Genomic DNA, 26,774 nt, shown 5'->3' with positions numbered 1-26,774 from the left:
GTCTACACCCGACCGTTACTGAATCTTCTTGGCCTTTTCGAAGGCTTCGTCGATCGTGCCAACCATGTAGAACGCCTGCTCCGGCAGATGATCGCACTCACCTTCGACGATCATCTTGAAGCCGCGAATGGTTTCCTTCAGCGGCACGTACTTGCCCGGCGAGCCCGTGAACACTTCAGCAACGTGGAACGGCTGCGACAGGAAACGCTGGATCTTACGAGCGCGCGCCACGGCGAGCTTGTCTTCCGGCGCGAGTTCGTCCATGCCCAGAATCGCGATGATGTCGCGCAATTCCTTGTAACGCTGCAGCGTTTGCTGCACGCCGCGCGTGATCGAGTAGTGCTCTTCGCCGATCACGTTCGGGTCGATCTGACGCGAGGTCGAATCGAGCGGGTCCACTGCCGGATAGATACCCAGCGATGCAATGTCACGCGACAACACGACCGTTGCGTCCAAGTGGCCGAAAGTCGTAGCCGGCGACGGGTCGGTCAAGTCATCCGCAGGGACGTACACGGCCTGAACGGACGTGATCGAACCAGTCTTGGTCGACGTGATGCGCTCTTGCAGCTTGCCCATTTCTTCAGCCAGCGTCGGCTGATAGCCCACTGCCGACGGCATACGGCCGAGCAGTGCCGACACTTCCGTGCCCGCCAGCGTGAAACGGTAGATGTTGTCGACGAAGAACAGCACGTCGAGACCTTCGTCACGGAAGTGCTCGGCCATCGTGAGGCCGGTCAGCGCCACGCGCAGACGGTTGCCCGGCGGCTCGTTCATCTGGCCGTACACCAGCGCGACCTTGTCGAGAACGTTCGAGTCCTTCATTTCGTGATAGAAGTCGTTCCCTTCGCGGGTACGCTCACCCACACCGGCGAACACGGAATAACCGCCGTGTTCTTTCGCGATGTTGTTGATGAGTTCCATCATGTTCACGGTCTTGCCCACGCCGGCGCCGCCGAACAGGCCAACCTTACCGCCCTTGGCAAACGGGCAGATCAGGTCGATAACCTTGATGCCCGTTTCGAGCAGTTCGGTCGAAGGCGACAGCTCGTCGAACTTCGGCGCGAGCTGGTGAATCGAACGCGTGGCGGTCGATTCGATAGGACCGGCTTCGTCGATCGGACGGCCGAGCACGTCCATGATGCGGCCAAGCGTCGGCTTGCCGACCGGCACGCTGATGGGGTTGCCCGTGTTCTTCACGATCGTGCCGCGGCGCAAGCCGTCGGATGCACCCAGACAGATGGTGCGGACCACGCCGTCGCCCAACTGCTGCTGGACTTCCAGCGTCAGCTCGGTGCCTTCCAGAATGAGCGCGTCGTAAATCTTCGGCATGTGCGAGCGCGGAAATTCCACGTCGATAACGGCGCCGATGCACTGTACGATCTTGCCTTCTACCAAAGCAGTAGTACTCATCGCATTTCCTTTAGATACTGTGTTCTTTCACGCGGTCATCAAGATCAGACCGCAGCGGCGCCGCCGACGATTTCCGACAATTCTTTCGTAATCGCGGCCTGGCGGCTCTTGTTGTAGACGAGCTGCAGTTCGTTGATCACGGTCTTCGCGTTATCCGACGCGGCCTTCATTGCGACCATGCGCGCCGATTGTTCCGACGCCATGTTTTCCGCCACCGCCTGATAAACCAGCGCCTCGACGTAGCGCACGAGCAATTCGTCCACCACGGTTTGAGCGTCCGGCTCGTAGATGTAGTCCCACGAGGTCTTCGGCGTGTCGTTCGCAATCGCGGCTTCGTCTGCCTTCTGCTGCAGATCTTCGGCCGTCAACGGCAGCAATTGCTCGATCACCGCTTCCTGCTTCATCGTATTGACGAAGCGCGTGTACCCCAGGTACACCGCGTTGATCTTGCCTTCCGAATACAAGTCGAGCTGCACCTTCACCGCGCCGATCAGCTTTTCCAGATGCGGCGTGTCGCCCAGATGTGTGACTTGCGACACGACCTTGGCGCGCAGCCGGTTCAGGAAGCCGAGACCCTTGGCGCCGATAGCCGACGCTTCGATGGACACGCCGGTCTGCTCCAGCTCCTTGATGCGCTGCAACGACGCACGCAGCACGTTCGTGTTCATGCCGCCGCACAAACCCTTGTCGGTCGTGACGAGGATCAGGCCGGCCGTCTTCGCGCCTTCGTTCTTCACCATGAACGGGTGACGATACTCAGGGTTCGCCGCGCTCATGTGCGCCGCGATTGCACGGACCTTGTCGGCATACGGACGGGCGGAACGCATGCGCTCCTGGGCGCGGCGCATCTTCGATGCGGCGACCATTTCCATCGCTTTCGTGATCTTGCGCGTGTTCTGCACGCTCTTGATCTTGCCGCGAATTTCCTTCATTCCAGCCATTGCTTACTCCTTGATCGAAGCCGCGCGGTGTTCATCGGTCGATGCACCGCGCGTTGCTCCTCAGTCCCGATCAATAAGCGCCCGACTTCTTGAAGTCCTTCAGCGCGGTATGCAGTGCGCCGTCGTCGTCCTTCGACAAGTCTTTATTGTCTTCGATGCGCTTAACCAGATCGGCATGGCTCGTCTTCAGGTATTCGCGCAGGCCCTTTTCGAACGGCAGCACTTGCGCAACTTCCAGATCGTCGAGGTAGCCGTTGTTAGCCGCGAACAGCGCCACAGCGAGTTCCCACACTTGAAGCGGCTGATACTGCGGCTGCTTCAGCAGTTCCGTCACGCGGCGACCGCGCTCCAACTGCTTGCGGGTGGCTTCGTCCAGGTCCGACGCGAACTGCGCGAACGCAGCCAGTTCACGATACTGCGCCAAGTCGGTACGGATACCGCCCGACAGCTTCTTGATGACCTTGGTCTGAGCCGCACCACCTACGCGCGACACCGAAACGCCCGCGTTGATGGCAGGGCGGATACCGGCGTTGAACAAGTCGGTTTCCAGGAAGATCTGGCCGTCGGTAATCGAGATCACGTTCGTCGGAACGAACGCGGTCACGTCGCCGGCTTGCGTTTCAATGACGGGCAGTGCCGTCAGCGAACCGCTCTTGCCCTTCACTTCGCCGTTGGTAAACTTCTCGACGTAGTCTTCCGAAACACGAGCCGCACGCTCGAGCAGACGCGAGTGCAGATAGAACACGTCACCCGGATACGCTTCACGACCCGGCGGACGGCGCAGCAGCAGCGAAATCTGGCGATACGCCCATGCTTGCTTGGTCAAATCGTCATAAACGATCAGCGCGTCCTGGCCGCGATCGCGGAAGTATTCGCCCATCGTGCAGCCGGCGTACGGCGCGAGGTATTGCATCGCGGCCGATTCCGAAGCCGAAGCCGCCACGACGATGGTGTAAGCCATTGCGCCGGTTTCTTCGAGCTTGCGCACCACGTTCATGATCGACGAAGCCTTCTGGCCGATCGCGACATAGATACAGAAAAGGTCCTTGCCCTTCTGATTGATGATCGCGTCGACAGCCACCGCGGTCTTGCCGCACTGACGGTCGCCGATGATCAGCTCGCGCTGACCACGGCCGATAGGCACCATCGAGTCGATGGACTTCAGACCCGTTTGCACCGGCTGCGACACCGACTTACGCCAGATCACGCCCGGAGCAATCTTTTCGATTGCGTCGGTCATCTTCGCGTTGACCGGACCCTTGCCGTCGATGGGGTTACCCAGCGCGTCGACCACGCGGCCGATCAGTTCCGGACCGACCGGCACTTCGAGAATGCGGCCCGTCGTCTTGACGATGTCGCCTTCCGAGATGTGCTCGTACTGACCGAGAATAACGGCGCCGACGGAGTCGCGTTCGAGGTTCAGCGCGAGGCCGAAGGTGTTGCCCGGAAACTCGAGCATTTCACCCTGCATCACGTCCGACAGGCCGTGAATACGCACGATACCGTCGGTCACGGAGATCACGGTGCCCTGGTTGCGAACATCCGCGCTCGCTTCAAGGCCCTGGATCCGGCTCTTGATCAGCTCGCTGATCTCAGAGGGATTGAGTTGCATTATTCGCTCCTGATAGTCAATTCTGTTGCGTGCCAGCGATTCGCTTCTAACGAAGCGTCAGGCGGTCAGAGCCGTCTGCATGCTGGCGAGGCGCGCGCGGACCGAGGTATCGAGCACTTCGTCGCCAACCGTCACGCGAACGCCGCCGATCAGCGACTGATCGACTTCGACGGTCGGTTTCAGCTTGCGTTCGAACTTGCGTTCGAGGCTTGCGACTAGGTCGTTCAATTGTTCGCCTTCGAAGGGGAACGCGCTTACGATCAGCGCGTCGGCCGCACCTTCGCGGGCGTTCTTCAGCTCGTCGAACTGCACGGCGATTTCAGGCAGCAGCGACAGACGATGATTGTCCACCAGCATGCCGACGAAATTCTTCGCCTGTACATTGCCTTGAGCCAAAGGCGACTTCACTGCGGACAGCAGCAGATCTGCTACTTGATCGCGGCTCACCTTCGGGCTCGAGGCGACCGACTGCACTTCGGGCAGACGCGCAACCTGGGCCAGTTCCTCGACGAAAGTGGACCAGCCCGCGAGATCGCCGCTCTCGGCTACGCGGAACAGCGCTTCTGCGTAAGGACGAGCGATGGTTGCAAGTTCGGCCATGATCAGAGCTCGGTTTTGAGTTGATTCAGCAGATCGGCGTGAGCCTTCTGATCGACTTCGCGCTTCAGAATTTGCTCGGCGCCCTTCACGGCCAGGGCCGCGACTTCGGCGCGCAGCGACTCGCGCGCCTTGACGACTTGCTGTTCGGCGTCCGCCTTGGCTTGCGCGACGATGCGCGCGGCTTCAGCCTGAGCGTTGGCCTTGATTTCTTCGGCGACGGCTGCGGCGCGCTTTTCGGCGTCAGCGATACGTTGCTGACCGTCCGTGCGAGCCTGCGCGAGTTCCTGGTCGACGCGCTTATGCGCGGCTTCGAGTTCCGCCTTGCCCTTGTCGGCGGCGGCGAGGCCGTCGGCAATCTTCTTTGAGCGCTCGTCGAGGGCATTGATCAACGGCGGCCACACGAACTTCATCGTGAACCACGCGAGGATCAGAAACACGACCATTTGCGCAAACAGGGTTGCGTTGAGATTCACGGTGTTTCCTTAAACGTTGCTTAGTCGGAGAGTGAAACGGTTAAAAGGCGCTCATCGGCCCGTTGTGCTCGATCAGCGCCTCACCCGTTCCGTCTTGCGTCTCATCGCAAGAAGAGACGCACACTTCCGAGGAACCTCAGCCTGCGAGCTTCGAGAGCAGCGGGTTCGCGAACGCAAACAGCATTGCCACACCAACGCCGATCAGGAACGCCGCGTCGATCAGACCAGCCAGCAGGAACATCTTGGTCTGGAGCGGGTTCATCAGTTCCGGCTGGCGGGCGCATGCTTCAATGTACTTGCCGCCCATCAGGCCGATACCGATACAGGCGCCGATTGCACCCAGGCCGATGATGATGCCGATACCGATGGCGGTCAGACCCTGGATGTTGGCGATGAAAGCGTTCATGTTCACTCCTTTGATTAAAGACTTTGGAACTGGATTTATAAAAATTGAAAACTAAAACCTAAGCGATTCTGGACCTGCCGCAAACACTCTTTAGTGAGAGTCGTGCGCCTGACCAATGTACACGAGCGTCAGCATCATGAAGATGAACGCTTGCAGCAGCACGATCAGAATGTGGAAGATCGCCCAGACCGTACCCGCGACCACATGGCCGATAAAGCCAAGTACGGAGGCGTCCGCGCCGAAGTGCCACATGCTGCCGAGCAGCGCGATCAGCAGGAACAGCAGCTCACCCGCGTACATGTTGCCGAAAAGCCGCATGCCGAGCGAAACCGTCTTGGCGACGAACTCGATGATGTTCAGCGCAAGATTCGGAATCCACAGAAGCGGATGCGCGCCAAACGGAGCGGACAGCAGCTCGTGCACGAAGCCGCCTGCGCCCTTGATCTTGAGGTTGTAGTAGATCATCAGCACGAACACGCCGAGCGCGATGCCGAGCGTGCCGTTCAAATCGGCCGTGGGCACGATGCGATGATGCGGCAGCACTTGTTCGAGGCCCAGCCAGCCAATCACGCGGCCTGGCAGATCCACGGGGATGAAGTCGAGCGAGTTCATCAGGGCGACCCAGACGAACACGGTCAGCGCGAGCGGAGCGATGAAGCGGCGGCTGCCGTGGATCATCGACTTCGACTGATCTTCGACCATTTCGACGAGCATCTCGATCGCGCACTGGAAACGTCCGGGAACACCGGACGTCGCGCGGCGCGCTGCGATACCGAGAATGACGATGGTCAGGAGACCGCACACGATGGACCAGAACAGCGTGTCCAGATTCCAGACGTGGATGTCGAAAATCGACGTCTGTGTGTGCGTGGAAAGATTCTGCAAGTGGTGCGCAATGTACTCGGACGGGTCCAGAGCGTGCGTTCCTTCGCTAGCTGCCATATCGTTAAAGCCACCCAAATTGTCAAAAATCTTTCGTCGCCAGACGCTTATCCGAGCCACCGCTTCGCGTTGCGGCTCCGGGCGTCCGGCCCGAGCGCGGCGTTCATAACCGCGCTTTCATGTGTGATGCTACATACTTGACTTCGGGCTGGCGATTACCCTGGAGGTCAACGCAAAGCCATGGCCAGCCAGTAAGTCTTCAACGCGACGATGTACGTAACGAGCAAAGGCAACCACAGCGCGCTCTTGTACCAGAAGGCGACCGCTACGAACATAGCAATCGTCGCTCCCATTTTCATCGCTTCGCCGATCATCCAACTCATGATGGTCTCGGCTCCGCTCTTCGCCTTCAGGCGCGCCGCGAACAGTGCACTGGGCAGCCAGCAGATCGCGCCTCCGAGGAAGGCGGACAGCGCAGCATCGCCCGGCGGCTTGTAGAACAGCCACCACAACAGCGTCGCACCCAGGGACAAAACCATTTGCGCGGCCACTACCTTGAAAGGCGTGACCCGCGATGGACGACTCACATCAGGACCGAACAGCTTCTCTGCCTGGCCCCGCGTGAGCGGAACGATATTGTTATCTTGCGCCTCGGCGTCCCACGAGTCGTCAGACGAACTGCGGGGCTGATTTCCTGAAGCGTGCATGTCTCCGCGTTTGTTTTGAGCGCTGTCTTGCCCGCCCACCGGCGCTCGATTCTGCTCTCGCACCGTCTTCAAACCCCTTCAACACATCAACCGACAGTTCGGAAACCACCCTGCGCTTTCGCCGCGCTTTCTAGGTGGCCTAGCTGATAAATCCGGGGGATTGTAAGCGATTGTCCTCGGAGATTCAATAGTTTAGGTGCGTCAAAAGCCAAGCGGACAAAGCTTAAAAAATGGTCTCGAAAGCGAGACTTTTCTTGCGGTTACAAGCAGATTTTCAGACGACGTGAGATTGCGTCGCGAAACTCAGATGAGCGCCCATCCAACAAGCGCTGCAACAAACCAGAAAGGGATCGAAACGAGGTGAAACGGACCCCACATGCCCTTCTCGCCCGAAAGACGCACGGCGATGAGATTGGCGAGCGAGCCGATTGCCACCCCAAAGCCACCGACGCTCACGCCGAAAGCAAGCGCGCGCCAGTCCTTCGAAAACTCGGCGAGCACGATGGCCGCCGGCACGTTACTGATGGCCTGCGACAGCACCGCGCCCGCAGCATACGCACGCATCGGCGTGCCGATACCCAACTGCGCGATGAAGCCGTGGATGGCCGGCAACGCGGCCGCGCTGCGCAGCACAACGAACATCAGCATGAAGATGAGCAGAAGCAGCCAGTCGATCTTCAAGACGACTTCGGGGCGCCAAAGCAGGAACGCGACGGCAAGGACAGCGAGGCCGGGCCCGGCATGATGCGCGTCGGCCAGTGCGACGAAGCCAGCGAACGCAAGCACGCTCACACCGCATAACACACGGTCGACGCCGTGCTCTTCGGCATCGCCAGAAAGGTCGAGCGGCGCGTTGCGAAACATTGCGCAAGTCACGGCGCCGAGCATGAGCATGAGGACCGCGCAAAGCGGCAGCAACGCCCAGACGAACGCGCCGAAGGAGACGCCGCTCGTCTGCCAGAGGAAAAGGTTTTGTGGATTGCCGAGCGGCGTGAGGATCGATCCCGCGTTCACCGACAACGCAATCACGATAACGAGACGCTTGATGGGCAAGGGCGCGAGCCGATGCAGCGATAGCGCGAGCGGCACGACCGCGAACAACGCGACATCGTTGGTCAGCACCGTGGACAGCGCCGCCGCCAGCGCGACGAGGAGCAGCGCCAGGCCGCGTTCGCCGTGGATGTGATGCACCAGCCGATGCGCGGCCCACATCAGGAATCCTGACAATTCGATCGCTTTGGTCAGGATGAGCAGGCCGGCGAGCGTGAGCACGGTCTGCCAATCCACAAGACCTGGCAGCGAAGCCCACGAGCGCGGATGAACCACTTGCAACACGCCGAGCGCGAGCACGAGAATGGCGAGGACCGGCTCTTTACTGACAGTCCTCCAGACGCGCGTCAGGAGGTCGGAGCGCGATTGCTTGACGTTGTATTCCGACAAGACTCACGCAGCCGAATTAGGCGCTTCAATGCTGCCGCGTAGTTTGCTCAGAATGCCTTCGAGCGCGTCGAGGTTACCGAAATCGATCATCACCTTGCCGCGTCCTCGTCCGCCCAGCTTGATCTTCACGCTCGCCGCGAGCAGATCCGACAACTCTTCTTCGAGCCTGCGCGTGTCACGGCCGCCATCGTTCGCGGAACGCGCCTTGACTGCCGGCGCTTCCTTCGTCGTCGCGGCGACGAGGCGCTCCGTTTCACGCACCGACAAGCGGCGATTCACCACGTGATTAGCCAACTGAATCTGCGTGGCGGCATCGACGGCGAGCAGCGCGCGTGCGTGGCCCATGTCGAGATCGCCTGCGAGCAGCATCGTCTGAACGGGCGTGGCGAGGTTCAAGAGACGCAGCAGATTCGATACCGCGCTACGCGATCGCCCGACCGCTTCGGCCGCCTGCTCGTGCGTGAACGTGAATTCGTCGAGCAGGCGCTGGATACCCTGCGCCTCTTCCAGCGGATTCAAATCCTCCCGCTGGATGTTTTCGATCAGCGCCATCGCGGCGGCAGCCTGATCGGGCACGTTCTTCACCAGCACCGGCACTTCGTCGAGCCCAGCCAGGCGCGCCGCGCGAAAACGTCGCTCGCCCGCGATGATTTCGTACTGATCCGGGCCGACGGAGCGCACGAGAATCGGCTGCATGAGGCCTTGCGCGCGAATACTCGCGGCGAGCTCTTGCAACGCGCCCTCGTCCATTCGGGTACGCGGCTGATACTTGCCCGCCTGCAGCTTGTCGAGCGACAGGACTGACGGCGTGCCTTCGCCGCGTACGGCTTCGGTAATGTCGACGCTGCCGCCGAGCAATGCATCCAGGCCTCGGCCCAAACCCTTCTTCTTCATCACAGCGCTCATTTCGATTCCTCCGTTGGCGTCGTCCGCCAGATCGAATGGGTTTGCGTTACAGCGCGCGTACGCGCTCGATCATTTCCGTGCCGAACTGGATATACGCCTGCGCGCCACGCGACGACTTGTCGAACACCACGCCTGGCAGGCCGTAACTTGGCGCCTCGGCAAGGCGCACGTTGCGTGGAATGACGACATCGAAAACCTTGTCGCCAAAGTGTTCTTTCAACTGTTCGGACACTTGCTGCTGCAAGGTGATGCGCGGATCGAACATCACACGCAACAGTCCGATCACTTTCAGATCGCGGTTGAGGTTCGCGTGGATCTGCTTGATGGTGCTCACCAGATCCGACAAGCCTTCCAACGCGAAATATTCACACTGCATTGGAATGACGACGCCATGTGCTGCGCACAACGCGTTCAATGTCAACAGCGACAATGCAGGCGGACAATCGATCAAGATGAAATCATAGTCATCGACTATCTTCGCGATGGCCGAGCGAAGAATGTGCTCACGGTCGTCCATATCCACAAGCTCGACTTCCGCGCCAGCGAGTTCACGATTCGCAGGCAGAACGTGATATCCCACGCTCTCCGGTCGCACTACCGCCTCACGTAGTGTCACCCCGTCGACTAACACTTCGTAGATTGTCTTCTCGCATGCGCCTTTATTGACGCCACTGCCCATCGTCGCGTTTCCCTGCGGGTCCAGATCGATGAGTAGAACGCGTTGATCAAGGCCCGCGAGACTTGCCGCGAGATTGACCGCCGTGGTGGTCTTTCCAACGCCGCCCTTCTGATTTGCGACGCAGAAGATTTTTGCCATCGTTTTATGTCCTCGTTTCTTCGCTGTCAGAAGATCAGCTGCCGTTTACGGCCGTGACGAAAGCGCCCGCGACGTGTTACTGCGCGCCGACGGCTACATGGATCAAGTGGCGCTCGGCATCGAGCATCGGAACATTCAGACGCTCGATGCGCTCCACCGTCGCGCCATCTGGCAGACGCGCAATTTCGTTGTCCGGTTGCAAGCCCTTCATCGCGAGAATCCGGCCGTCCTCCGCAACCAGATGACGCGCAAGTGTAACGAAATCCGCGAGGTCTGCGAACGCGCGCGAGACAATTACGTCGAATTTTCCCGGGACTTCGCAACCCGGCCGCAGATTCTCAACACGTCCGGTCACGACGGAGAGATTCGCCAAACCCAACTGAACCTTCGCTTGCGACTGAAAGGCGGTCTTCTTGTGGACGATATCGTTCAGCGTCACTTTCACGTTGGGTAAGACGATTGCCAGCACGATGCCCGGCAGGCCGCCGCCCGAACCGACATCCAAAATCGATTTTGGTTGGTGCGCCACGAGCATCGGAACGATGGCAAGCGAATCGAGAATATGCTGAATGAGCATTTGCTTCGGATCGCGGATCGCCGTCAGGTTGTAGACGGCGTTCCATTTGCCCAGCAGCGCGACGTAATCGAGTAGCTGCTGTTTCTGCGATGAAGTCAGCGCAAGCTCGAGTTCAGTCGTACCTCGGTTGAGCAAGTTAGCCAGCGATTCGTTTTGGTCCTTCATTGAACCACCGGGTTGCTGCTGGCCTGATCCTGATCGCTGCCTGCGCCGCGTCCGCGCCGGCCGAGGCCGCGCTTGAGATGCACCATGAGCAGTGAGATGGCAGCCGGCGTGATGCCCTGAATACGCGAAGCCTGCCCGATCGTTTCTGGACGATGCTGCGTTAACTTTTGTCGCGCCTCAAACGAAAGGCCGCGCACTTCGCTGTAGTCGATCGCCTCTGGTAAACGCGTGTTCTCTTGCGCTCCGTTGCGCACGATCTCGTCCGCTTGCCGGTCGATATAGCCTTGGTACTTCACGCCAATCTCGATCTGTTCTTTGATCTGCGCGAGCAGAACTGGATCATCGGCAAGCGATTCGGCTGAACCGCATTCCCCGTTGCGCAAAGCGCAGACGCCATCGTACGAGACACCAGGGCGTCGCAGCAGGTCGGCCAAACTATACTCATGATCGATCGGCTTGCCGAGTAACGCGGTCGCCTCTTCAGCGGGAAGCGTCTTAGGGTTCACCCACGCGGAGCGCAGACGCTCTGTTTCACGTGAAACAGCGTCGCGCTTGCGGCTGAAAGCATCCCACCGGACGTCATCTACGACTCCAAGCTCCCGCCCTGCTTCGGTCAGGCGCATATCCGCGTTGTCTTCACGTAGAGACAGACGATATTCTGCACGGCTCGTGAACATTCGATACGGCTCAGAGACTCCGCGCGTTACCAAATCGTCGACCAATACACCCAAGTACGCCTCATCACGGCGCGGTGTCCAGGCATCCCTGCCCTGCACTTGAAGCCCTGCATTTATGCCGGCTAGTAGTCCTTGAACGGCAGCTTCCTCATAACCCGTCGTGCCGTTGATCTGTCCGGCGAAGAAAAGCCCACAAATGGATTTCGTCTCCAGCGAAGCCTTCAGCGCACGCGGATCGAAGTAGTCGTATTCGATTGCATAGCCAGGACGCAAGATATGGGCGTGTTCGAGACCACGCATGGAACGCACAAGATTTAATTGGACATCGAAAGGCAGACTCGTCGAAATTCCATTGGGATAGAACTCGTTCGTAGTCAGCCCTTCCGGCTCCAGAAAGATTTGATGTGCGTCCTTCGATGCAAACCGATGGATTTTGTCTTCAATCGACGGGCAGTACCGCGGCCCAACGCCTTCAATCACCCCTGTGTACATCGGCGACCGATCCAAGCCCGAACGAATAATGTCGTGCGTTTGAGCGTTCGTGTGCGTCACCCAGCACGGCACCTGACGCGGATGCTGCTCGACGCGGCCAAGAAAAGAGAAAACCGGCACCGGATCCAAATCGCCCGGCTGCTCTTCAAGCTTTGAAAAATCGATCGTGCGGCCGTCGATGCGCGGTGGCGTTCCCGTCTTTAGTCGGCCCTGCGGCAAATTCAACTCTTTGAGACGTGCAGATAAAGATATCGCAGCAGGATCGCCCGCGCGGCCGCCCACGTAGTTGTTCAGCCCCACGTGGATCTTGCCGTCGAGGAACGTCCCTGCCGTTAGAACCACGGCACGCGCGCGAAACCGCAGCCCGACTTGCGTAACGGCACCAACGACGCGGTCACCTTCCACCATCAAATCGTCGACGGCTTGCTGGAACAGCCAGAGATTCGGCTGATTTTCCAGCCGATGGCGTATTGCCTGTTTGTAAAGAATGCGGTCGGCTTGAGCGCGCGTGGCTCGCACAGCAGGACCCTTCGACGAATTGAGAATGCGAAACTGAATACCGGACTCGTCGGTGGCGGCAGCCATCGCGCCGCCCAACGCATCGACTTCCTTGACGAGATGTCCTTTTCCAATGCCGCCGATCGACGGATTGCAGCTCATCTGGCCAAGCGTCTCGATGTTGTGCGTCAGGAGCAGCGTCCGACAGCCCATCCGCGCCGAGGCAAGCGCCGCTTCGGTGCCCGCGTGACCACCGCCAACGACGATCACATCAAATTCTGAGGGAAAAAGCATGAAGATCTCGCATCGAGCGATGCGAACCTGAAGAAAGAATATCGACGAATTATATCGGGTTCTCGTCCGCCGATTTTCAAACGACCCGGAAAAGGCGAAAAAAATGGCGTGTTTCACGTGAAACACGCCTTTGAGATTTACGCAACCCTTTAAACGGCCTTCTTCACCAACCCGAGATAAGTCTCAATGACCTTGGGATTGTGTTGCAAATCTTGCGCGGGGCCTTTCAGGGCGAATTCGCCTGTCTCAAGAACATAGCCGAAGTCAGATATCTGTAGTGCCGCGCGTGCGTTTTGCTCGATCAAAAGTATTGCGACGCCCGTCTCGCGAAGCGCGCTAACGATATGAAAAATTTCCTTCACGATCAAAGGTGCCAGACCTAGACTAGGCTCATCGAGCATCAACAATTTGGGCTTGGCCATCAACGCTCGACCCACAGCAAGCATTTGCCGCTCACCGCCGGATAGCGTTCCTGCCGCCTGCGTGCGGCGTTCCTTCAATCGGGGAAAAAGGCGAAAGACTGGTTTCAGCTGATCCAAGAAATTTCGCTCCCCCGCTCGCTTGCGCCGATAGGCGCCTAGGACGAGATTGTCCTCAACCGACATCGAAGCAAACAGTTCCCGGCGCTCAGGGACAAGGCACATTCCACGTGAAACACGACGCTCGATAGGCAGCGCAGCGACATCCTCGTCCAGATACCGGATCATACCGTTAGACGATCCTGTCTGCGGCAAAGCTCCCATGATTACATTCAACAGGGTGGATTTTCCCGCACCATTTGGACCGATCACGGACACGATTTGTCCAGCGCCGACCGTAAGCGTCGCATTGTGCAGCGCCTCGACTTTCCCGTATCGCACGGATAAACCATCGACTTGAAGAATCGGCACACTTTTTTGCATCACTCCACTCCACCAAGATACGCTTCGAGCACAGTGGGATCTTTCTGAACATCTGACGGCAAACCTTCTGCGATCTTCGTCCCGAACTCCATCACGACAAGGCGGTCGGTGAGATTCATCACGAAGTCCATATCGTGCTCGACCAGCAGGATGCTCATTCCCTCTGCGCGAAGCCTACGCAGCAGGTCGGCAAGCTGAAGCTTCTCCTGGTATCGCAAACCAGCTGCTGGCTCATCGAGAAGCAAAAGCGTCGGATCGCAACACAGCGCGCGCGCAATTTCCATGATGCGTTGTTGCCCCAGCGCCAAACTTCCGGCCTCACTGAATACATGCTTTTCCAGGCCGACGCGTTCGATCTGTCGCGCCGCCTCGGCCATCAGCCGACTTTCCTCCGCACCGTTCAAACGCGCGACGCTCCGCCAAACTCCGGTGTTTCCCCGCAGATGCGCGCCGATCGCGACATTTTCCAAGACGCTCATACCCGGAAGCATCTTCACGTGCTGGAAGGTTCGCCCGATGCCGCGCTTTACGATCTCCCGCGATGTCAGCTTCTCGATACGCTCGCCCCGAAAGCTGATCGCGCCGCTCGTAGCCTGAAGCACGCCGGTTACGAGATTGAAAGTGGTGGATTTTCCAGCGCCGTTCGGCCCGATCAGCCCGATGATCTCCCCTGCCTTTATATCGAAACTCACATCGTTTACTGCAACAAGCCCGCCGAACTGTTTGCGCGCGTTATCGACGACAAGAAGCGATTCACCCGCCGCCGGCTTGCTGCGCTGCGGCAACGCTTCGACGTGCTCCGGCACGCGCGCTCGCGGAGCGCTTGGAAACAAACGCGCCACAAACGGCCACACTCCCTGACGCGCGTATTGAAGCAGCAGCACCATCAACACGCCGAAGACAATGACTTCGAAATTTCCGTTCGCACCAATCAACTTGGGCAGCAGCGTCTGTAGATAATCTTGCAGAACGGTGAGGATAGTCGCGCCCAGAATCGCACCCCAGACATGCGCCACTCCGCCAACCACCGCCATGAACAGAAACTCGATGCCATGATTAAGCCCGAACGGCGTCGGATTCACCGCACGCTGTAAATGCGCGTAAAGAAAGCCGGAAATGGATGCAAGCACCGCCGCATAGACAAAGATAACGACGCGCATCCAGCCGGTATTGACACCCATCGCCTCCGCCATCGTGCCGCCGCCGCGCAACGCGCGGATAGCGCGGCCCGGACGACTATTAAGCAGATTCTGAACAGATACGACGGCGAGCAGCACGACGACCCAAATCAGGTAGTAGATGCTGCGCCCAGACTCCAAGTGCCATCCAAAAAGGTTCAACACAGGAATTCCATTGATCCCGTCGTACTTGCCGAGCAACTCCATGTTTCCGAACAGATAAAACAACGACAGTCCCCACGCGATTGTGCCGAGCGGCAGAAAGTGCCCGGAAAGCCGCATCGTGATGAGGCCCAGAAACAGCGCGATGACTGCCGTCAACACCACGCCCGCGATCAACGCAAGCCACGGTGACACACCGTATTGGGTCGTCAGAAACGCCGTTGCATACGCGCCTACGCCGACGAACGCGGCCTGCCCGAAGCTCGTCATCCCGCCTATGCCCGTCAGCAAGACGAGCCCTATCGCGACAATCGAATACAAGCCGATGTAGTTGAGCAGCGTTATCCAGTACTCGGGCACGGCCACCGGTTTCGGCAACACGGGCAACGCAAAGACCACGACGAGGAACAGCCAGAAGAAGCGGTATCGATGAAGGAATGCCATTGCGTTACTCCTCGTCTTCATCGGAATGCGGGCTTGCCAGGCTTCGCCATAGCAGCACTGGAATAATCAGCGTGAAGACGATCACCTCTTTGTACGCGCTCGCCCAGAACGACGAATACGACTCCAGCAAGCCGACGAGCAGCGACCCCGCCGCCGCCAGCGGATAACTCACCAGACCGCCCACGATTGCCCCGACGAAGCCCTTCAAGCCGATCAGGAATCCCGAGTCGTAATAGATGGTCGTGATGGGCGCGACGAGTACGCCGCACAGCGCGCCGAGCCCTGCCGCCAGCGTGAACGCGAGCCGCCCCGCTTGCGTCGTGCCGATGCCGACCAGGCGCGCGCCCAGCCGGTTCACCGACGTCGCCCGCAACGCCTTGCCAGAAATGGTCCGGTCGAAGTAGAAGTAGAGCGCCGCGATCAGCACGACCGCCGTGCCCACCACCCACACACTCTGCCCGGAGATCGACACGCTGCCGAGATTGAAGGTAGCGTCGGAGAACGCTGTCGTGCGCGATCCTTCCGCGCCGAACATGACGAGCCCGAGCCCGACCATCGCGAAGTGCACGGCCACCGCGACGATCAGCAGCAACAGCGTGCTCGCCTCCGCGATCGGCTCGTAGGCGAGTCGATACACGAACGGTCCCATCGGCACGACGATCAACAGCGTCAGCGCGATCTGCACGAACATCGGCAAGGGCTGCGCGAAGATTGCCTGCGTCAGTGCCCATACGGCGACGGGAAACAGCACATACTTTCCCGCGAGCGTTGCAAGCAGCCGTCCAATCTGCCGATACCGCGCCGGATGCCGCACGATCCCAGCAAGTTCGGCGACGAAGCAACCCGCGCCCATGACGATGAGCAAGTAACACGTCGCCGGCAGCTTTTGCGTCTGCAGCGCGGCAAGCGTGAGCGCGCCATAAGCGACGAACTCCCCTTGCGGGATGAAAATGACGCGAGTCACGGAAAACACGAGCACCAGGGCGAGCGCGAGCAATCCATAGATCGCGCCCGTGGTGATCCCGTCTTGCGCGAGGATCGCCGCAATCGATAAGTCCATACTTCCTCTTCAGAGCTTCCGCAAAAAGGTCGGGCTGCCGGATCAGCCCGTGAACATGGGAAAAAGCGGCGCGCCGCATACATCGGCGCACCGCTTTGCTATCTTGAAAATCGGAGAAAAGAACGCGCCTTTAGAAGAGCACGCGCTCAAGTCCGATCAGTCGTTGAGCAGCTTCCACTTGCCATCGGAGATTTGCACCATCACACGCGCGCGATCGTCGAAGCCGTTGTGATCGTTCGATGTCGTGTTCATGATGCCGTGCGCGACGGGCAAGTCCTTCAGATTCTCCAACGCGGCACGCAGCGCCTCACGGAACTCGGGCGTACCCGGCTGCGCTTTCTTGAGCGCTTCGGGGATCGCACGCTGAAGCATCTGACCGGCGTCCCACGCGTGACCGCCGAAGGTGGAAAGCGTACCCGCCCCGTTGGCCTTCTCATAGGCGTTCTTGTACGCCGCCGAGGACTTCTTCACCGGATTGTTTTCCGGCAGTTGCTCGGTCACGAGAACCGGCCCGGCAGGCAGGATCTCTCCTTCGCAATCCTTGCCGCATACGCGCAGGAAGTCGTTGTTCGCCACACCGTGCGTCTGATAAACCTTGCCCTTGTACCCGCGCTCCTTTAACGCCTTCGCCGGCAGCGCCGACGGCGTTCCCGCGCCTGCGATCAGCACGGCATCCGGATTGGCGCCCACCGTCTTGAGCACCTGACCGGTGACGGACGTGTCCGTGCGGTTATAGCGTTCGTTCGCGACGATCTTGAGCTTGTGCGCGCTCGCCGCTGCGTTGAAGACGTTGTACCAGCCGTCGCCGTAGGCATCCGCGAAGCCGATGAAGCCCACTGTCTTCACGCCGTGCTTCTCCATGTAACTGGCGATGGCGTCGGCCATGAGCGCGTCGTTCTGCGGCGTCTTGAAGACCCAAGCTTTCTTGCCATCCATCGGTGCAATGATGGAAGCCGATGCCGCCATCGAGATCATCGGTGTCTTCGAAGCCGAAGCGGCATCGATCATCGCGAGCGAATTCGGCGTGACCGTTGAACCGACGACTGCATCGACATGATCCTCGTCTATCAGCTTGCGCGTGTTCTGCACGGCGCGGCTCGTGTCGGAGCCGTCATCCAGCACGATGTACTCGACGGACTTGCCGCCAATTTCCTTTGGCAACAACGCGATGGTATTTTTCTCGGGAATCCCAAGCGATGCCGCCGGTCCCGTGGCCGAGAGCGTCACGCCAATCTTCACTTGCGCGAAGGCCGCGCCCGAGCTTACGAGCGCGCCCCCCGCGATGGCGAGCGCGACGCTTGCCCTGATCCATGTGTGCTTCGTTTTCATTGCTTGTCTCCAAACGCGACCGGCTGTGCGCGCCGCTGCGAGTTGTTATCGATGAAGCTTGCTTACTGCCGTCTGAATAGCCGCCCCAATCTATGTACCGCGAAACCACGTGCCTAGGCTGGTTTTCCCTGACCGTCGGCAGGCGCTGCATGGGGTTTTCGCGCCCTCTTCTCTTCCATTACGGCATGCAGAAAAAAAGGCGCGACCATGACAGACGCGCCTTCTTCGTTTGCGTGATTTCACATGCTCAGTTGCCCGAGAGCTTCCACTTGCCGCCGACGATCTCCACCATCACGCGAGCACGCTGATCGAGGCCAGAGTGATCGTTCGCGCTCATGTTGAAGATGCCGTGCGATGCAGGCAAGTCCCTGGTGCCTTCGATAGCCGCGCGCAATGCCTCGCGAAACGCGGGCGTTCCTGGCTGACCCTTCTTCAAGGCAATGGGAATAGCGCGCTGCAGAATGAGGCCCGCGTCCCACGCATGACCGCCGAACGTCGAGACCGAACCCGCGCCGTATGCGCCTTCATAAGCCTTCTTGTAAGTGAGCGCGGCTTGCTTCACCGGATTGCTGTCCGGCAGTTGCTCGGCGACCAGCAACGGTCCGGCGGGCAGGAACGTGCCTTCGCAATCCTTGCCGCATACACGCAGGAAGTCGTTGTTGGCAACGCCGTGCGTTTGATAGATCTTGCCCTTGTAGCCGCGCTCCTTGAGCGTCTTCTGCGGCAGCGCGGCGGGTGTTCCAGCACCGGCGATGAGCACCGCATCCGCATTCTGCGACATCATCTTGAGCACTTGCCCCGTGACCGATGCGTCGTTGCGCGCGAAGCGCTCGTTGGCCACGACGCGAATCTTCGCAAGCTCCGCCGCCTTCGTGAACTCCTTGAACCAGCTCTCGCCGTAGGCGTCCGCAAAGCCAATGAAGGCAACCGTCTTCACGCCATGATTCGACATGTGCTGCGCGATAGCGGTCGCCATGAGGATGTCGTTCTGCGGCGTCTTGAAGACCCACGCCTTCTTCACGTCCATGGGTTCGACGATGCTGGCCGCGGCCGCCATCGAGATCATGGGCGTGGTGGTCTCGGCGGCGATGTCGATCATCGCGAGGGAATTGGGAACGACCGTGGAACCGACGAGCGCATCGACGTGGTCTTCGCTCGTGAGCTTGCGCGCGTTCTTCACGGCTTGCGTGGAATCCGTGGCGTCATCCAACACGATGTACTGCACCTTCTGCCCCGCCACTTCCTTCGGCAGCAACGCGATGGTGTTCTTTTCCGGAATGCCGAGCGAAGCCGCCGGGCCCGTTGCCGAAACCGTCACGCCTATCTTTACGTCCGCGAAAACCTGAGTGCTGAATACCGCCGATAAACCCGCGACAGCCATTGCGACCGTCTTAACGCGTAAAGCCCACTTCATTGATTTGCGCCCCGTCTTGATCGTGAAACGTCCAGTTTGAAGCCCGCGTCTTTTCACCGACCGATGGGTCGGGAAATGCAGTTTAGCGGAGGCGCGTCATGCACAGCAAGCGTTTTGCAGGGCTTATGACGGCTGTCGAACGTAAGCTGCGACCGGGTGTGAATGCGAGTTTTTTGAATCCGCCGAAACGGTATGCGGATTATATTTCGGCGACGCGAAATATCGACGTAAAACAAAACAGCCAATAAAAAAGCGCTGTTGGAATCATCCAACAGCGCTTTCGGTCGGGCACTTGGTGCCTCATGTCTCCTCGTTCTCCACCTCAAAAATCTGGGTGCAACAGAACTAAGCAGAATGTTATCGACTGTATCGTTTCGCAACAACCTAGCATTTACCCTAGTGGTGCATAAAAGCACCTTAAGAGGGCGATTTCGAGGTCGTTAACCGTGCATCGCGCGCGTGTCGTTGCTTGAACAGTATTTGTTCGGATATCCAACTAAATGGTTAACCCTGTAGCGGTCTGACACGCGCCACGATTTCACCCACAATGCCGCGCCGAAATGCGAGCACGCATGCGATAAAAATCAGGCCCGTCACGATAGTCACGGATTCACCCAGCGAATTGAACCAGTCCACGCCGGTGAGTCGCGCAAGTCCGCCGCCGATATCGCCGAGCCGGTCTTCCAGCGCAACGATGATCGCCGCGCCGAGCAACGGACCGAACATGGTGCTCATGCCGCCGACGAGCGTCATCAGCACCACCAGGCCGGACATCGTCCAGTAGGCATCGCCGAGAGTTTCGAAGCCGAGCACGAGCGTCTTCAGCGCACCGGCAAGCCCTGCGAGACCCGCCGACAACACGAACGCAAGCAGCTTGTAGCGCGCGGTATCGTAGCCGAGCGATACCGCGCGCGGCTCGTTCTCCTTGATCGCGATCAGCACTTGTCCGAACGGCGAATGCACGATACGCACGATCAACGCGAACGCCAGCAACATGACGACGAGCACGACGTAATAGAGCGTGATGTCACTGCCGAGGTTCAACGCGCCGAAGAGCTTGCCGCGCGGCACGCCTTGCAAGCCGTCTTCGCCATGTGTGAACGGCGCCTGCAGGAACACGAAGTAGACCATCTGCGCGAGCGCGAGCGTGACCATCGCGAAGTAGATGCCTTGGCGGCGAATCGCCAGAAGACCGACGATCAATCCAAGCACGGTCGCCACCGCCGTTCCCGCGATCACGCCGAGTTCGGGCGTCAACCCCAATGTCTGGATGGCATAGCCCGCGGTGTAGCCCGCGCTTGCCAGAAACATCGCGTGCCCGAAAGACAGCAAGCCCGTATAGCCGATCAACAGATTGAACGCCGCCGCGAACAACGCGAAGCACAGCACTTTCATCATGAAGACCGGATACACGCCCGCGAAGGGCGCGACGATCAAAGCGATCAGCAACAAGCTGTAAAGCGCTTTTCTCTGCATCATTTTTCCTTGCCGAACAGTCCGGCGGGCCGCACCATCAGCACGAGCGCCATGATGACGAAGACAACGGTCGCGGACGCTTCCGGATAAAACACGCGCGTCAGGCCTTCGATGATGCCGAGCAAAAGACCCGTGAGAATCGAGCCCATGATCGAACCCATGCCGCCGATCACCACGACCGCGAACACGGTGATGATCATCGACTGGCCCATCAGCGGCGACACCTGAATCACCGGCGCGGCCAGCACCCCCGCAAAGGCCGCAAGCGCGACGCCGAAGCCATAGGTGAGCGTGATCATGAGCGGCACGTTGATGCCGAATGCCTCGACGAGCTTCGGGTTCTCCGTGCCCGCGCGCAGATAAGCGCCAATGCGCGTCTTCTCGATCACGAACCATGTCGCGAAGCACACCGCGAGCGATGCCACGACGACCCACGCGCGATAGTTCGGCAGGAACATGAAGCCGAGATTGGTCGCGCCCGTCAGAAGCGAGGGCACGTCGTAAGGCTGACCCGACGAACCATAGATGGAACGGAACACGCCTTCGATCACGAGCGTGAGGCCGAACGTAAGCAACAAGCCGTAGAGGTGATCGAGCTTGTACAGCCAACGCAGCATCGAGCGCTCGATAACCATGCCGAAGAGGCCGACGATAAGCGGCGCGAGCACGAGCATCGCCCAATACGGCACGTTGAGATACGAGGCGCCCATCCACGCGAGCATCGCGCCAAGCATGAACAATGCGCCGTGCGCGAAGTTGATGACGTTGAGCAAGCCGAAGATCACCGCGAGCCCGAGACTCAGGATCGCGTAGAACGAGCCGTTCACCAGTCCGAGGAGCAACTGGCTCATCATCGCGGCGAGCGGGATGCCGAAAATTTCCATTGAACCTGCCGTCAGGAATGGGTCGATTAAGTCATCGCGACAAGCGGCCAATGACAGCCGCTTGCCGCATCAACCGTGTGCGCTTATTTCCACGCCGCGCAGCGCGACTCCGCCTTCGTGCCGAATGCCTGATCGCCGGGAATCGTCGCCGTGATCTTGTAGTAGTCCCACGGCTCCTTCGACTCCGACGGCTTCTTCACTTCCATGAGATACATGTCGTGGATCATCGCGCCGTCCTGGCGGATGGTGCCCTTCGCGTAGAAGTCGTCGATCTTCGTCTGCTTCAACTGCGCCATGATCTTGTCGCTGTCGGTCGTGCCCGTGGCCTGCACGGCCTTCAGATACGTCGTGACAGCCGAATAGTCCGCGGCCTGCAGGCTCGTCGGCATCTTCTTCATCTTGTCGAAGTAGCGCTTGGCCCACGCGCGCGTCTTGTCGTCCTTGTTCCAGTACCAGCTATCCGTCGCCACGAGGCCTTGCGTGGTTTCGAGTCCCAGGCTGTGGATGTCCGTCAGGAAGATCAGCAACGCGGCGAGTTTCATCGACTTGTTGATGCCGAATTCCTTCGCTGCCTTGATCGAGTTGATGGTGTCGCCGCCCGCGTTCGCAAGACCGAGCACCTGCGCCTTCGATCCTTGCGCCTGCAACAGAAACGACGAGAAGTCCGACGCTGACAGCGGATGGCGTACATCGCCGAGCACTTGGCCGCCGTTGGCCTTCACCACGTCGGCCGTGTTCTTTTCGAGCGCCTTGCCGAACGCGTAGTCGGCGGTGAGGAAGTACCACGACTTGCCGCCCTGCTTCGTCACGGCGGAACCGGTGCCCTTGGCGAGCGCCATGGTGTCGTACGCATAGTGCACGGTGTACGGTGTGCACTGCTCGTTCGTGAGGTTGTCCGCGCCCGCGCCGATGTTGATGTACGGAACCTTCTTCTCGCCCGCGACCTGATTGGTGGAAAGCGCGGTAGCCGAGTTCGTGCCGCCGATGATCACGTTCACGCCATCGCGGTCGATCCACTCACGCGCGCGCGATGCCGCGATATCCGCCTTGTTCTGGTGATCCGCATACACGAGTTCGATTTGCTTGCCGTTCACCTTGCCGCCGAAGTCCGCAATCGCCATGCGAATGGCTTCGAGACCGCCCTGGCCGTCGATATCGGCATAGAGACCCGACAGGTCGGTAATGAAGCCGATCTTCACCGTGTTGCCGTCGGCCGCGTGAGCAGCGTTCATGGACGCCACACTCGCCGCCGCAGCCGCAAAGCAAAAAGTGGAAAGGCGCGCGAGGGTCTTCATTTTCATTGCAGTCTCCGTGAGTTTTTGGTTGTTGCGTGCTGCCTGAGCCGTGCCGCTTTACGTGCCGCTTCAACGTGCCGCGTTTGTCGATTTAAGAACGATTACACCCCGAGCAATTCGTGCAGCACCGGCATCTTCGCTTCGAGTTCCCCCGCGCCGAAATGCTCGACGATGTTTCCATGCTCCATCACATAGAAGCGGTCCGCGAGCGGCGCCGCGAAACGAAAATTCTGTTCGACCATGACGATGGTGTAGCCACGCGCCTTCAGCATGAGGATCATGCGCGCGAGTGTCTGCACGATGACGGGCGCAAGCCCTTCCGATATCTCATCGAGCAGCAGCAAATTGGCGCCAGTGCGCAGAATGCGCGCCACCGCGAGCATTTGCTGTTCGCCGCCCGAGAGCCGCGTGCCCTGACTTGCGCGCCGCTCCTTCAGATTCGGGAACATGGAGTAGATCTCGTCTAGCGGCATCGCCTCTTTCGGATTGCCGGTCACCGGTGGCAAGAGAAGATTTTCTTCGCAGGACAAGCTCGAAAAAATGCCGCGCTCCTCCGGACAATAGCCGACCCCATGATGCGCGATCTTATGTGTGGCAAGCCCGATGGTCTCGCGTCCGCCCACGCGGATAGAGCCCGTGCGCCGCCCGGTCAATCCCATGATGGCGCGCATCGTGGTCGTGCGCCCCGCGCCGTTACGGCCGAGCAGCGTGACCACTTCGCCGCGATTCACCTTCAGATCGACACCATGCAGAATGTGCGATTCGCCGTACCACGCCTGCAAGCCTGCTATTTCCAGCGCGGGCACATGACCCGCTGCGCCGTTCGCCTCTTGCGAGCGGCGCGCTTCCACGATCGTGCTCATGCGTGCGCTCCGGTGAGCGCTGCATCGGCGCTGCCCATGTAGGCTTCCATCACGAGCGGATTCTTCGATACTTCCGCATAGCTGCCTTCCGCGAGCACTTCGCCGCGCTGAAGCACCGTGATGGTGTCGGAGATGCCCGCGATCACGTTCATGTTGTGCTCGACCATCAGAATGGTGCGTCCCGCCGAGACCTTCTTGATGAGCGCCGTCACGCGATCCACGTCCTCGTGCCCCATACCTTGCGTCGGTTCGTCGAGCAGCATGAGTTCGGGTTCCATCGAAAGCGTCGTGGCAATTTCCAGCGCGCGCTTGCGGCCGTATGAAAGCTCGACGGTTTTCGTATCGGCGAAATCGGTCAGGCCCACTTGCGTGAGCAAATCCATCGCGCGGTCGTTGAGGGCATCGAGCGAACGCTCGCTGCGCCAGAACTGGAACGACGTGCCGAGCTGCCGCTGCAGGCCGACGCGCACGTTCTGCAGCACGCTCAAGTGCGGAAACACGGCGGAAATCTGGAACGAACGAATGATGCCGCGCCGCGCGATATGCGCCGGGCGTTCGCGCGTGATGTCGGTGCCGTTGAAGACGATCTGGCCCGCGGTGGGTTCGAGGAACTTGGTGAGGAGGTTGAAACAGGTCGTCTTGCCCGCGCCGTTGGGACCGATCAGCGCGTGGATCGAACCGCGGCGCACGCGCAGGTTCACGCCATTCACGGCCGTGAAGCCTTTGAATTCCTTCGTGAGCCCTCGCGTTTCCAGAATGGTGTCGCCGAGAATCATGTCCCCTTCCATGCGAAGTGAAATGCTAAGCGGATGACTTCGCCTGCGCCTTATTTTTTATCCGCGCATACCGGACGCGGGTTTCGCGCCGATACCGCTTAGCCTCGTGCGCCGCTGTTGCGGTTGCACAAAAGTGTGCGCGCGATAAGCCGAGCATCACCTGATTCGAGGCCATTGTCGCCGCAATGATGCAGCGCAATCATTGGGATTTGCACTTACTTACGCCGTTGAAAGCTCGGGCTGTCGGACACGCGAAGGCCTCGCATGACGCCGTCTCGTGCGAGGCCGCCAAACGCGCCGTTCATCGTGCGGTCATGCAAGCGCGGTTGCGATGACCTCTTGCGCTTCCATGCCGCGCCGGTCTTCGCGAATCATGTCGCTTGCGCGTTCGGCGATCATCAGCGTGGGCGAATTCGTGTTGCCGGAGGTGATGACCGGCATCACCGATGCATCGACCACGCGCAATCCGCGCACGCCGATCACGCGCAGACGGCTATCGACCACGGCGGCGGGATCGTTGTCCGTACCCATGCGGCATGTGCCGACCGGATGAAAAATCGTCGTGCCGATATTGCCTGCCGCTTCGATCAGTTCTTCCTGCGTCTGGAACTGGATGCCGGGCAGAATCTCTTCGGGCGCATGTCGCGCCAGCGCGGGGGCGTTGACGATACGCCGCGTGAGCTTCAACGCGTTGACGGCAACTTCGCGGTCGTGTTCCGTGGAAAGATAATTCGGCGCGATGAGCGGTGCCGCGTGCGCATCCGGCGAGCCAATATGCACGCTGCCGCGCGACGTAGGCCGCAGATTGCATACGGACGCCGTGAACGCATTGAACGCGTGCAAGGGCTCGCCGAAGCGTTCGAGCGACAACGGCTGAACGTGATATTCGACATCGGAGCGCTTGATGGATGCGTCGTCGGGATTGGATTTGGCGAACGCGCCGAGTTGCGACGGCGCCATCGACATGGGGCCGCTGCGCAAGAGCGCGTATTGCATGCCGATGAAAAGCTTGCCCCACCATTTGGCCGACAACGTATTGAGCGTGCGCACGCCGTTTACTCTGTATGCCATGCGCAATTGCAGATGGTCCTGCAGATTCTCGCCGACGCCGCGCAGATCGCGCACGACATCGATGCCGAGCCGCTGCAGCCGCGCGCCATTGCCGATGCCCGAGAGCTCGAGAATCTGCGGCGAGTTGACCGCGCCCGCGCTGAGAATCACCTCGCAACGCGCCCGCGCGATGTAATCGACGTCGCCGCCGCGATATTCCACGCCCGAGCACCGCATGCCCTCGAACACGAGCCGTTGCGTGTGCGCGCCGGTGATGGTCGTGAGGTTCGGGCGCTTCATCGCTTCACGCAGGAATGCTTTGGCCGCGTTCCAGCGAATGCCGCCGCGCTGGTTCACATCGAAATAACCGACGCCTGTGTTGTCGCCGCGATTGAAGTCATCGGTTGCGGGAATGCCGCTTTGCTGCGCGGCTTGCGAGAAGGTTTCGAGAATCTTCCACTTGAGACGCTGTTTTTCCACGCGCCATTCGCCGCCCGCGCCATGCCACTGATTCGCGCCGCCGTGATGATCCTCGCTGCGCTTGAAGATGGGCAGCACGGAATCCCACGACCAGTTCGGGTCGCCGCTGATATGCGCCCAGTCGTCGTAGTCTTCGCGCTGGCCGCGCATGTAGATCATGCCGTTGATGGATGAACATCCGCCGAGCACGCGACCGCGCGGATAAGACAGCGCGCGCCCGTTCAGACCCGCTTCGGCTTGCGTCTTGTACAGCCAGTCCGTGCGCGGATTGCCAATGCAGTACAAGTAGCCGACGGGAATGTGAATCCAGTGATAGTCGTCCTTGCCGCCCGCTTCGAGCAGCAGCACGTTCACGTTGGGGTCTTCGCTGAGGCGATTGGCGAGCACGCATCCGGCCGTGCCCGCGCCGACGATGATGTAGTCGAATTCACCTTCCAGCTTGCGGGCGTCCTGTTTCATCGCTGTCTCCTGATGGCCGGCAATGCCGTCTGTCGCGGCATGGTCTGGCGAGAGTAGCGCCGCAAGCCGCAGCAAATCCAATGAGATATGTTCATCGGCGATATA

At 59.8% G+C, this 26,774-nt stretch carries 25 protein-coding genes; 1 reads left to right on the top strand and 24 read right to left on the bottom strand.

Translation table 11 applies throughout. From position 1 onward, the window contains the following. Window positions 1–15: 15 nt before the first annotated feature. The 18 genes from atpD to P9292_RS26460 form a co-directional block, all read right to left on the bottom strand. The gene (gene atpD, locus P9292_RS26545; protein ID WP_244826604.1) at window positions 16–1,410 is read right to left on the bottom strand and encodes a F0F1 ATP synthase subunit beta; all 1,395 of its coding nucleotides are present in this window, start codon (window positions 1,408–1,410) and stop codon (window positions 16–18) included. Window positions 1,411–1,454: 44 nt separating this feature from the next. Next, window positions 1,455–2,351: a F0F1 ATP synthase subunit gamma gene (gene atpG / locus P9292_RS26540; protein WP_244826605.1), complete on the bottom strand. Its 897-nt coding sequence runs from the start codon at window positions 2,349–2,351 to the stop codon at window positions 1,455–1,457. A 70-nt stretch (window positions 2,352–2,421) separates the two neighbouring features. Beyond that, window positions 2,422–3,963 (bottom strand): F0F1 ATP synthase subunit alpha, encoded by a 1,542-nt coding sequence (gene atpA / locus P9292_RS26535; protein WP_244826606.1) that lies wholly within the window; start codon window positions 3,961–3,963, stop codon window positions 2,422–2,424. A 57-nt stretch (window positions 3,964–4,020) separates the two neighbouring features. After that, window positions 4,021–4,563, bottom strand: a complete 543-nt coding sequence (locus P9292_RS26530; protein ID WP_250466184.1) for a F0F1 ATP synthase subunit delta — start codon at window positions 4,561–4,563, stop codon at window positions 4,021–4,023. Between the two features lie 2 nt (window positions 4,564–4,565). Continuing rightward, entirely contained in the window at window positions 4,566–5,036 is a 471-nt protein-coding gene (locus tag P9292_RS26525) for a F0F1 ATP synthase subunit B (protein WP_244826608.1), read from the bottom strand. 136 nt (window positions 5,037–5,172) lie between these two features. Next, window positions 5,173–5,442, bottom strand: coding sequence for a F0F1 ATP synthase subunit C (atpE, locus tag P9292_RS26520; protein WP_244826609.1), 270 nt, complete (start codon window positions 5,440–5,442; stop codon window positions 5,173–5,175). 90 nt (window positions 5,443–5,532) lie between these two features. Next, window positions 5,533–6,384, bottom strand: coding sequence for a F0F1 ATP synthase subunit A (gene atpB, locus P9292_RS26515; RefSeq protein ID WP_244826610.1), 852 nt, complete (start codon window positions 6,382–6,384; stop codon window positions 5,533–5,535). 167 nt (window positions 6,385–6,551) lie between these two features. Beyond that, window positions 6,552–7,031 (bottom strand): ATP synthase subunit I, encoded by a 480-nt coding sequence (locus P9292_RS26510; RefSeq protein WP_250509722.1) that lies wholly within the window; start codon window positions 7,029–7,031, stop codon window positions 6,552–6,554. A gap of 303 nt (window positions 7,032–7,334) precedes the next feature. Then, complete coding sequence (locus P9292_RS26505; protein WP_309962038.1) at window positions 7,335–8,471, bottom strand: SLC13 family permease; 1,137 nt, start codon at window positions 8,469–8,471, stop codon at window positions 7,335–7,337. 3 nt (window positions 8,472–8,474) lie between these two features. Further along, window positions 8,475–9,377: a ParB/RepB/Spo0J family partition protein gene (locus P9292_RS26500; protein WP_309962036.1), complete on the bottom strand. Its 903-nt coding sequence runs from the start codon at window positions 9,375–9,377 to the stop codon at window positions 8,475–8,477. Between the two features lie 46 nt (window positions 9,378–9,423). Continuing rightward, a complete protein-coding gene (locus P9292_RS26495) occupies window positions 9,424–10,194 on the bottom strand; it encodes a ParA family protein (RefSeq protein ID WP_250526408.1) in 771 nt (256 codons plus the stop codon). A gap of 76 nt (window positions 10,195–10,270) precedes the next feature. Continuing rightward, window positions 10,271–10,936 (bottom strand): 16S rRNA (guanine(527)-N(7))-methyltransferase RsmG, encoded by a 666-nt coding sequence (gene rsmG, locus P9292_RS26490; protein WP_309962034.1) that lies wholly within the window; start codon window positions 10,934–10,936, stop codon window positions 10,271–10,273. Further along, a complete protein-coding gene (gene mnmG / locus P9292_RS26485) occupies window positions 10,933–12,897 on the bottom strand; it encodes a tRNA uridine-5-carboxymethylaminomethyl(34) synthesis enzyme MnmG (protein WP_309964201.1) in 1,965 nt (654 codons plus the stop codon). The genes rsmG and mnmG overlap by 4 nt, the downstream gene beginning before the upstream one ends. Window positions 12,898–13,046: 149 nt before the next feature. After that, on the bottom strand, window positions 13,047–13,799 hold the full coding sequence (locus tag P9292_RS26480; RefSeq protein ID WP_309962032.1) for an ABC transporter ATP-binding protein: 753 nt from the start codon (window positions 13,797–13,799) through the stop codon (window positions 13,047–13,049). Then, entirely contained in the window at window positions 13,799–15,583 is a 1,785-nt protein-coding gene (locus tag P9292_RS26475; RefSeq protein ID WP_309962031.1) for a branched-chain amino acid ABC transporter ATP-binding protein/permease, read from the bottom strand. Before P9292_RS26475 ends, P9292_RS26480 begins: the two co-directional genes overlap by 1 nt. A gap of 4 nt (window positions 15,584–15,587) precedes the next feature. Next, window positions 15,588–16,643: a branched-chain amino acid ABC transporter permease gene (locus tag P9292_RS26470; RefSeq protein WP_309962028.1), complete on the bottom strand. Its 1,056-nt coding sequence runs from the start codon at window positions 16,641–16,643 to the stop codon at window positions 15,588–15,590. 156 nt (window positions 16,644–16,799) lie between these two features. Beyond that, entirely contained in the window at window positions 16,800–17,972 is a 1,173-nt protein-coding gene (locus P9292_RS26465; RefSeq protein ID WP_250466197.1) for an ABC transporter substrate-binding protein, read from the bottom strand. Window positions 17,973–18,219: 247 nt separating this feature from the next. Then, window positions 18,220–19,386, bottom strand: coding sequence for an ABC transporter substrate-binding protein (locus P9292_RS26460; protein ID WP_309962026.1), 1,167 nt, complete (start codon window positions 19,384–19,386; stop codon window positions 18,220–18,222). Between the two features lie 98 nt (window positions 19,387–19,484). On the opposite strand from P9292_RS26460, the gene P9292_RS26455 reads away from it, so the two are divergent. Further along, the gene (locus tag P9292_RS26455) at window positions 19,485–19,634 is read left to right on the top strand and encodes a hypothetical protein (RefSeq protein ID WP_309962024.1); all 150 of its coding nucleotides are present in this window, start codon (window positions 19,485–19,487) and stop codon (window positions 19,632–19,634) included. A 256-nt stretch (window positions 19,635–19,890) separates the two neighbouring features. On the opposite strand, the gene P9292_RS26450 is transcribed toward P9292_RS26455, so the two are convergent. From P9292_RS26450 to P9292_RS26425, 6 genes are all read right to left on the bottom strand, one after another. Then, on the bottom strand, window positions 19,891–20,862 hold the full coding sequence (locus P9292_RS26450; protein ID WP_309964198.1) for a branched-chain amino acid ABC transporter permease: 972 nt from the start codon (window positions 20,860–20,862) through the stop codon (window positions 19,891–19,893). Then, window positions 20,862–21,746 carry a branched-chain amino acid ABC transporter permease gene (locus P9292_RS26445; protein WP_244826620.1) on the bottom strand — a complete coding sequence of 295 codons (885 nt, stop codon included), beginning with the start codon at window positions 21,744–21,746 and terminating at the stop codon, window positions 20,862–20,864. Before P9292_RS26445 ends, P9292_RS26450 begins: the two co-directional genes overlap by 1 nt. A gap of 83 nt (window positions 21,747–21,829) precedes the next feature. Then, window positions 21,830–23,047: an ABC transporter substrate-binding protein gene (locus tag P9292_RS26440; RefSeq protein WP_244826621.1), complete on the bottom strand. Its 1,218-nt coding sequence runs from the start codon at window positions 23,045–23,047 to the stop codon at window positions 21,830–21,832. 95 nt (window positions 23,048–23,142) lie between these two features. After that, window positions 23,143–23,904 carry an ABC transporter ATP-binding protein gene (locus P9292_RS26435; RefSeq protein ID WP_244826622.1) on the bottom strand — a complete coding sequence of 254 codons (762 nt, stop codon included), beginning with the start codon at window positions 23,902–23,904 and terminating at the stop codon, window positions 23,143–23,145. Then, entirely contained in the window at window positions 23,901–24,680 is a 780-nt protein-coding gene (locus P9292_RS26430) for an ABC transporter ATP-binding protein (RefSeq protein ID WP_244826623.1), read from the bottom strand. The genes P9292_RS26435 and P9292_RS26430 overlap by 4 nt, the downstream gene beginning before the upstream one ends. Window positions 24,681–24,992: 312 nt before the next feature. Further along, a complete protein-coding gene (locus P9292_RS26425; RefSeq protein ID WP_309844978.1) occupies window positions 24,993–26,669 on the bottom strand; it encodes a GMC family oxidoreductase N-terminal domain-containing protein in 1,677 nt (558 codons plus the stop codon). Between the last annotated feature and the right edge of the window lie 105 nt (window positions 26,670–26,774).

The organism is Caballeronia sp. LZ001, from assembly GCF_031450875.1.
Classification (GTDB): domain Bacteria; phylum Pseudomonadota; class Gammaproteobacteria; order Burkholderiales; family Burkholderiaceae; genus Caballeronia.
This window is presented reverse-complemented; position numbering and strand designations above follow the sequence as displayed.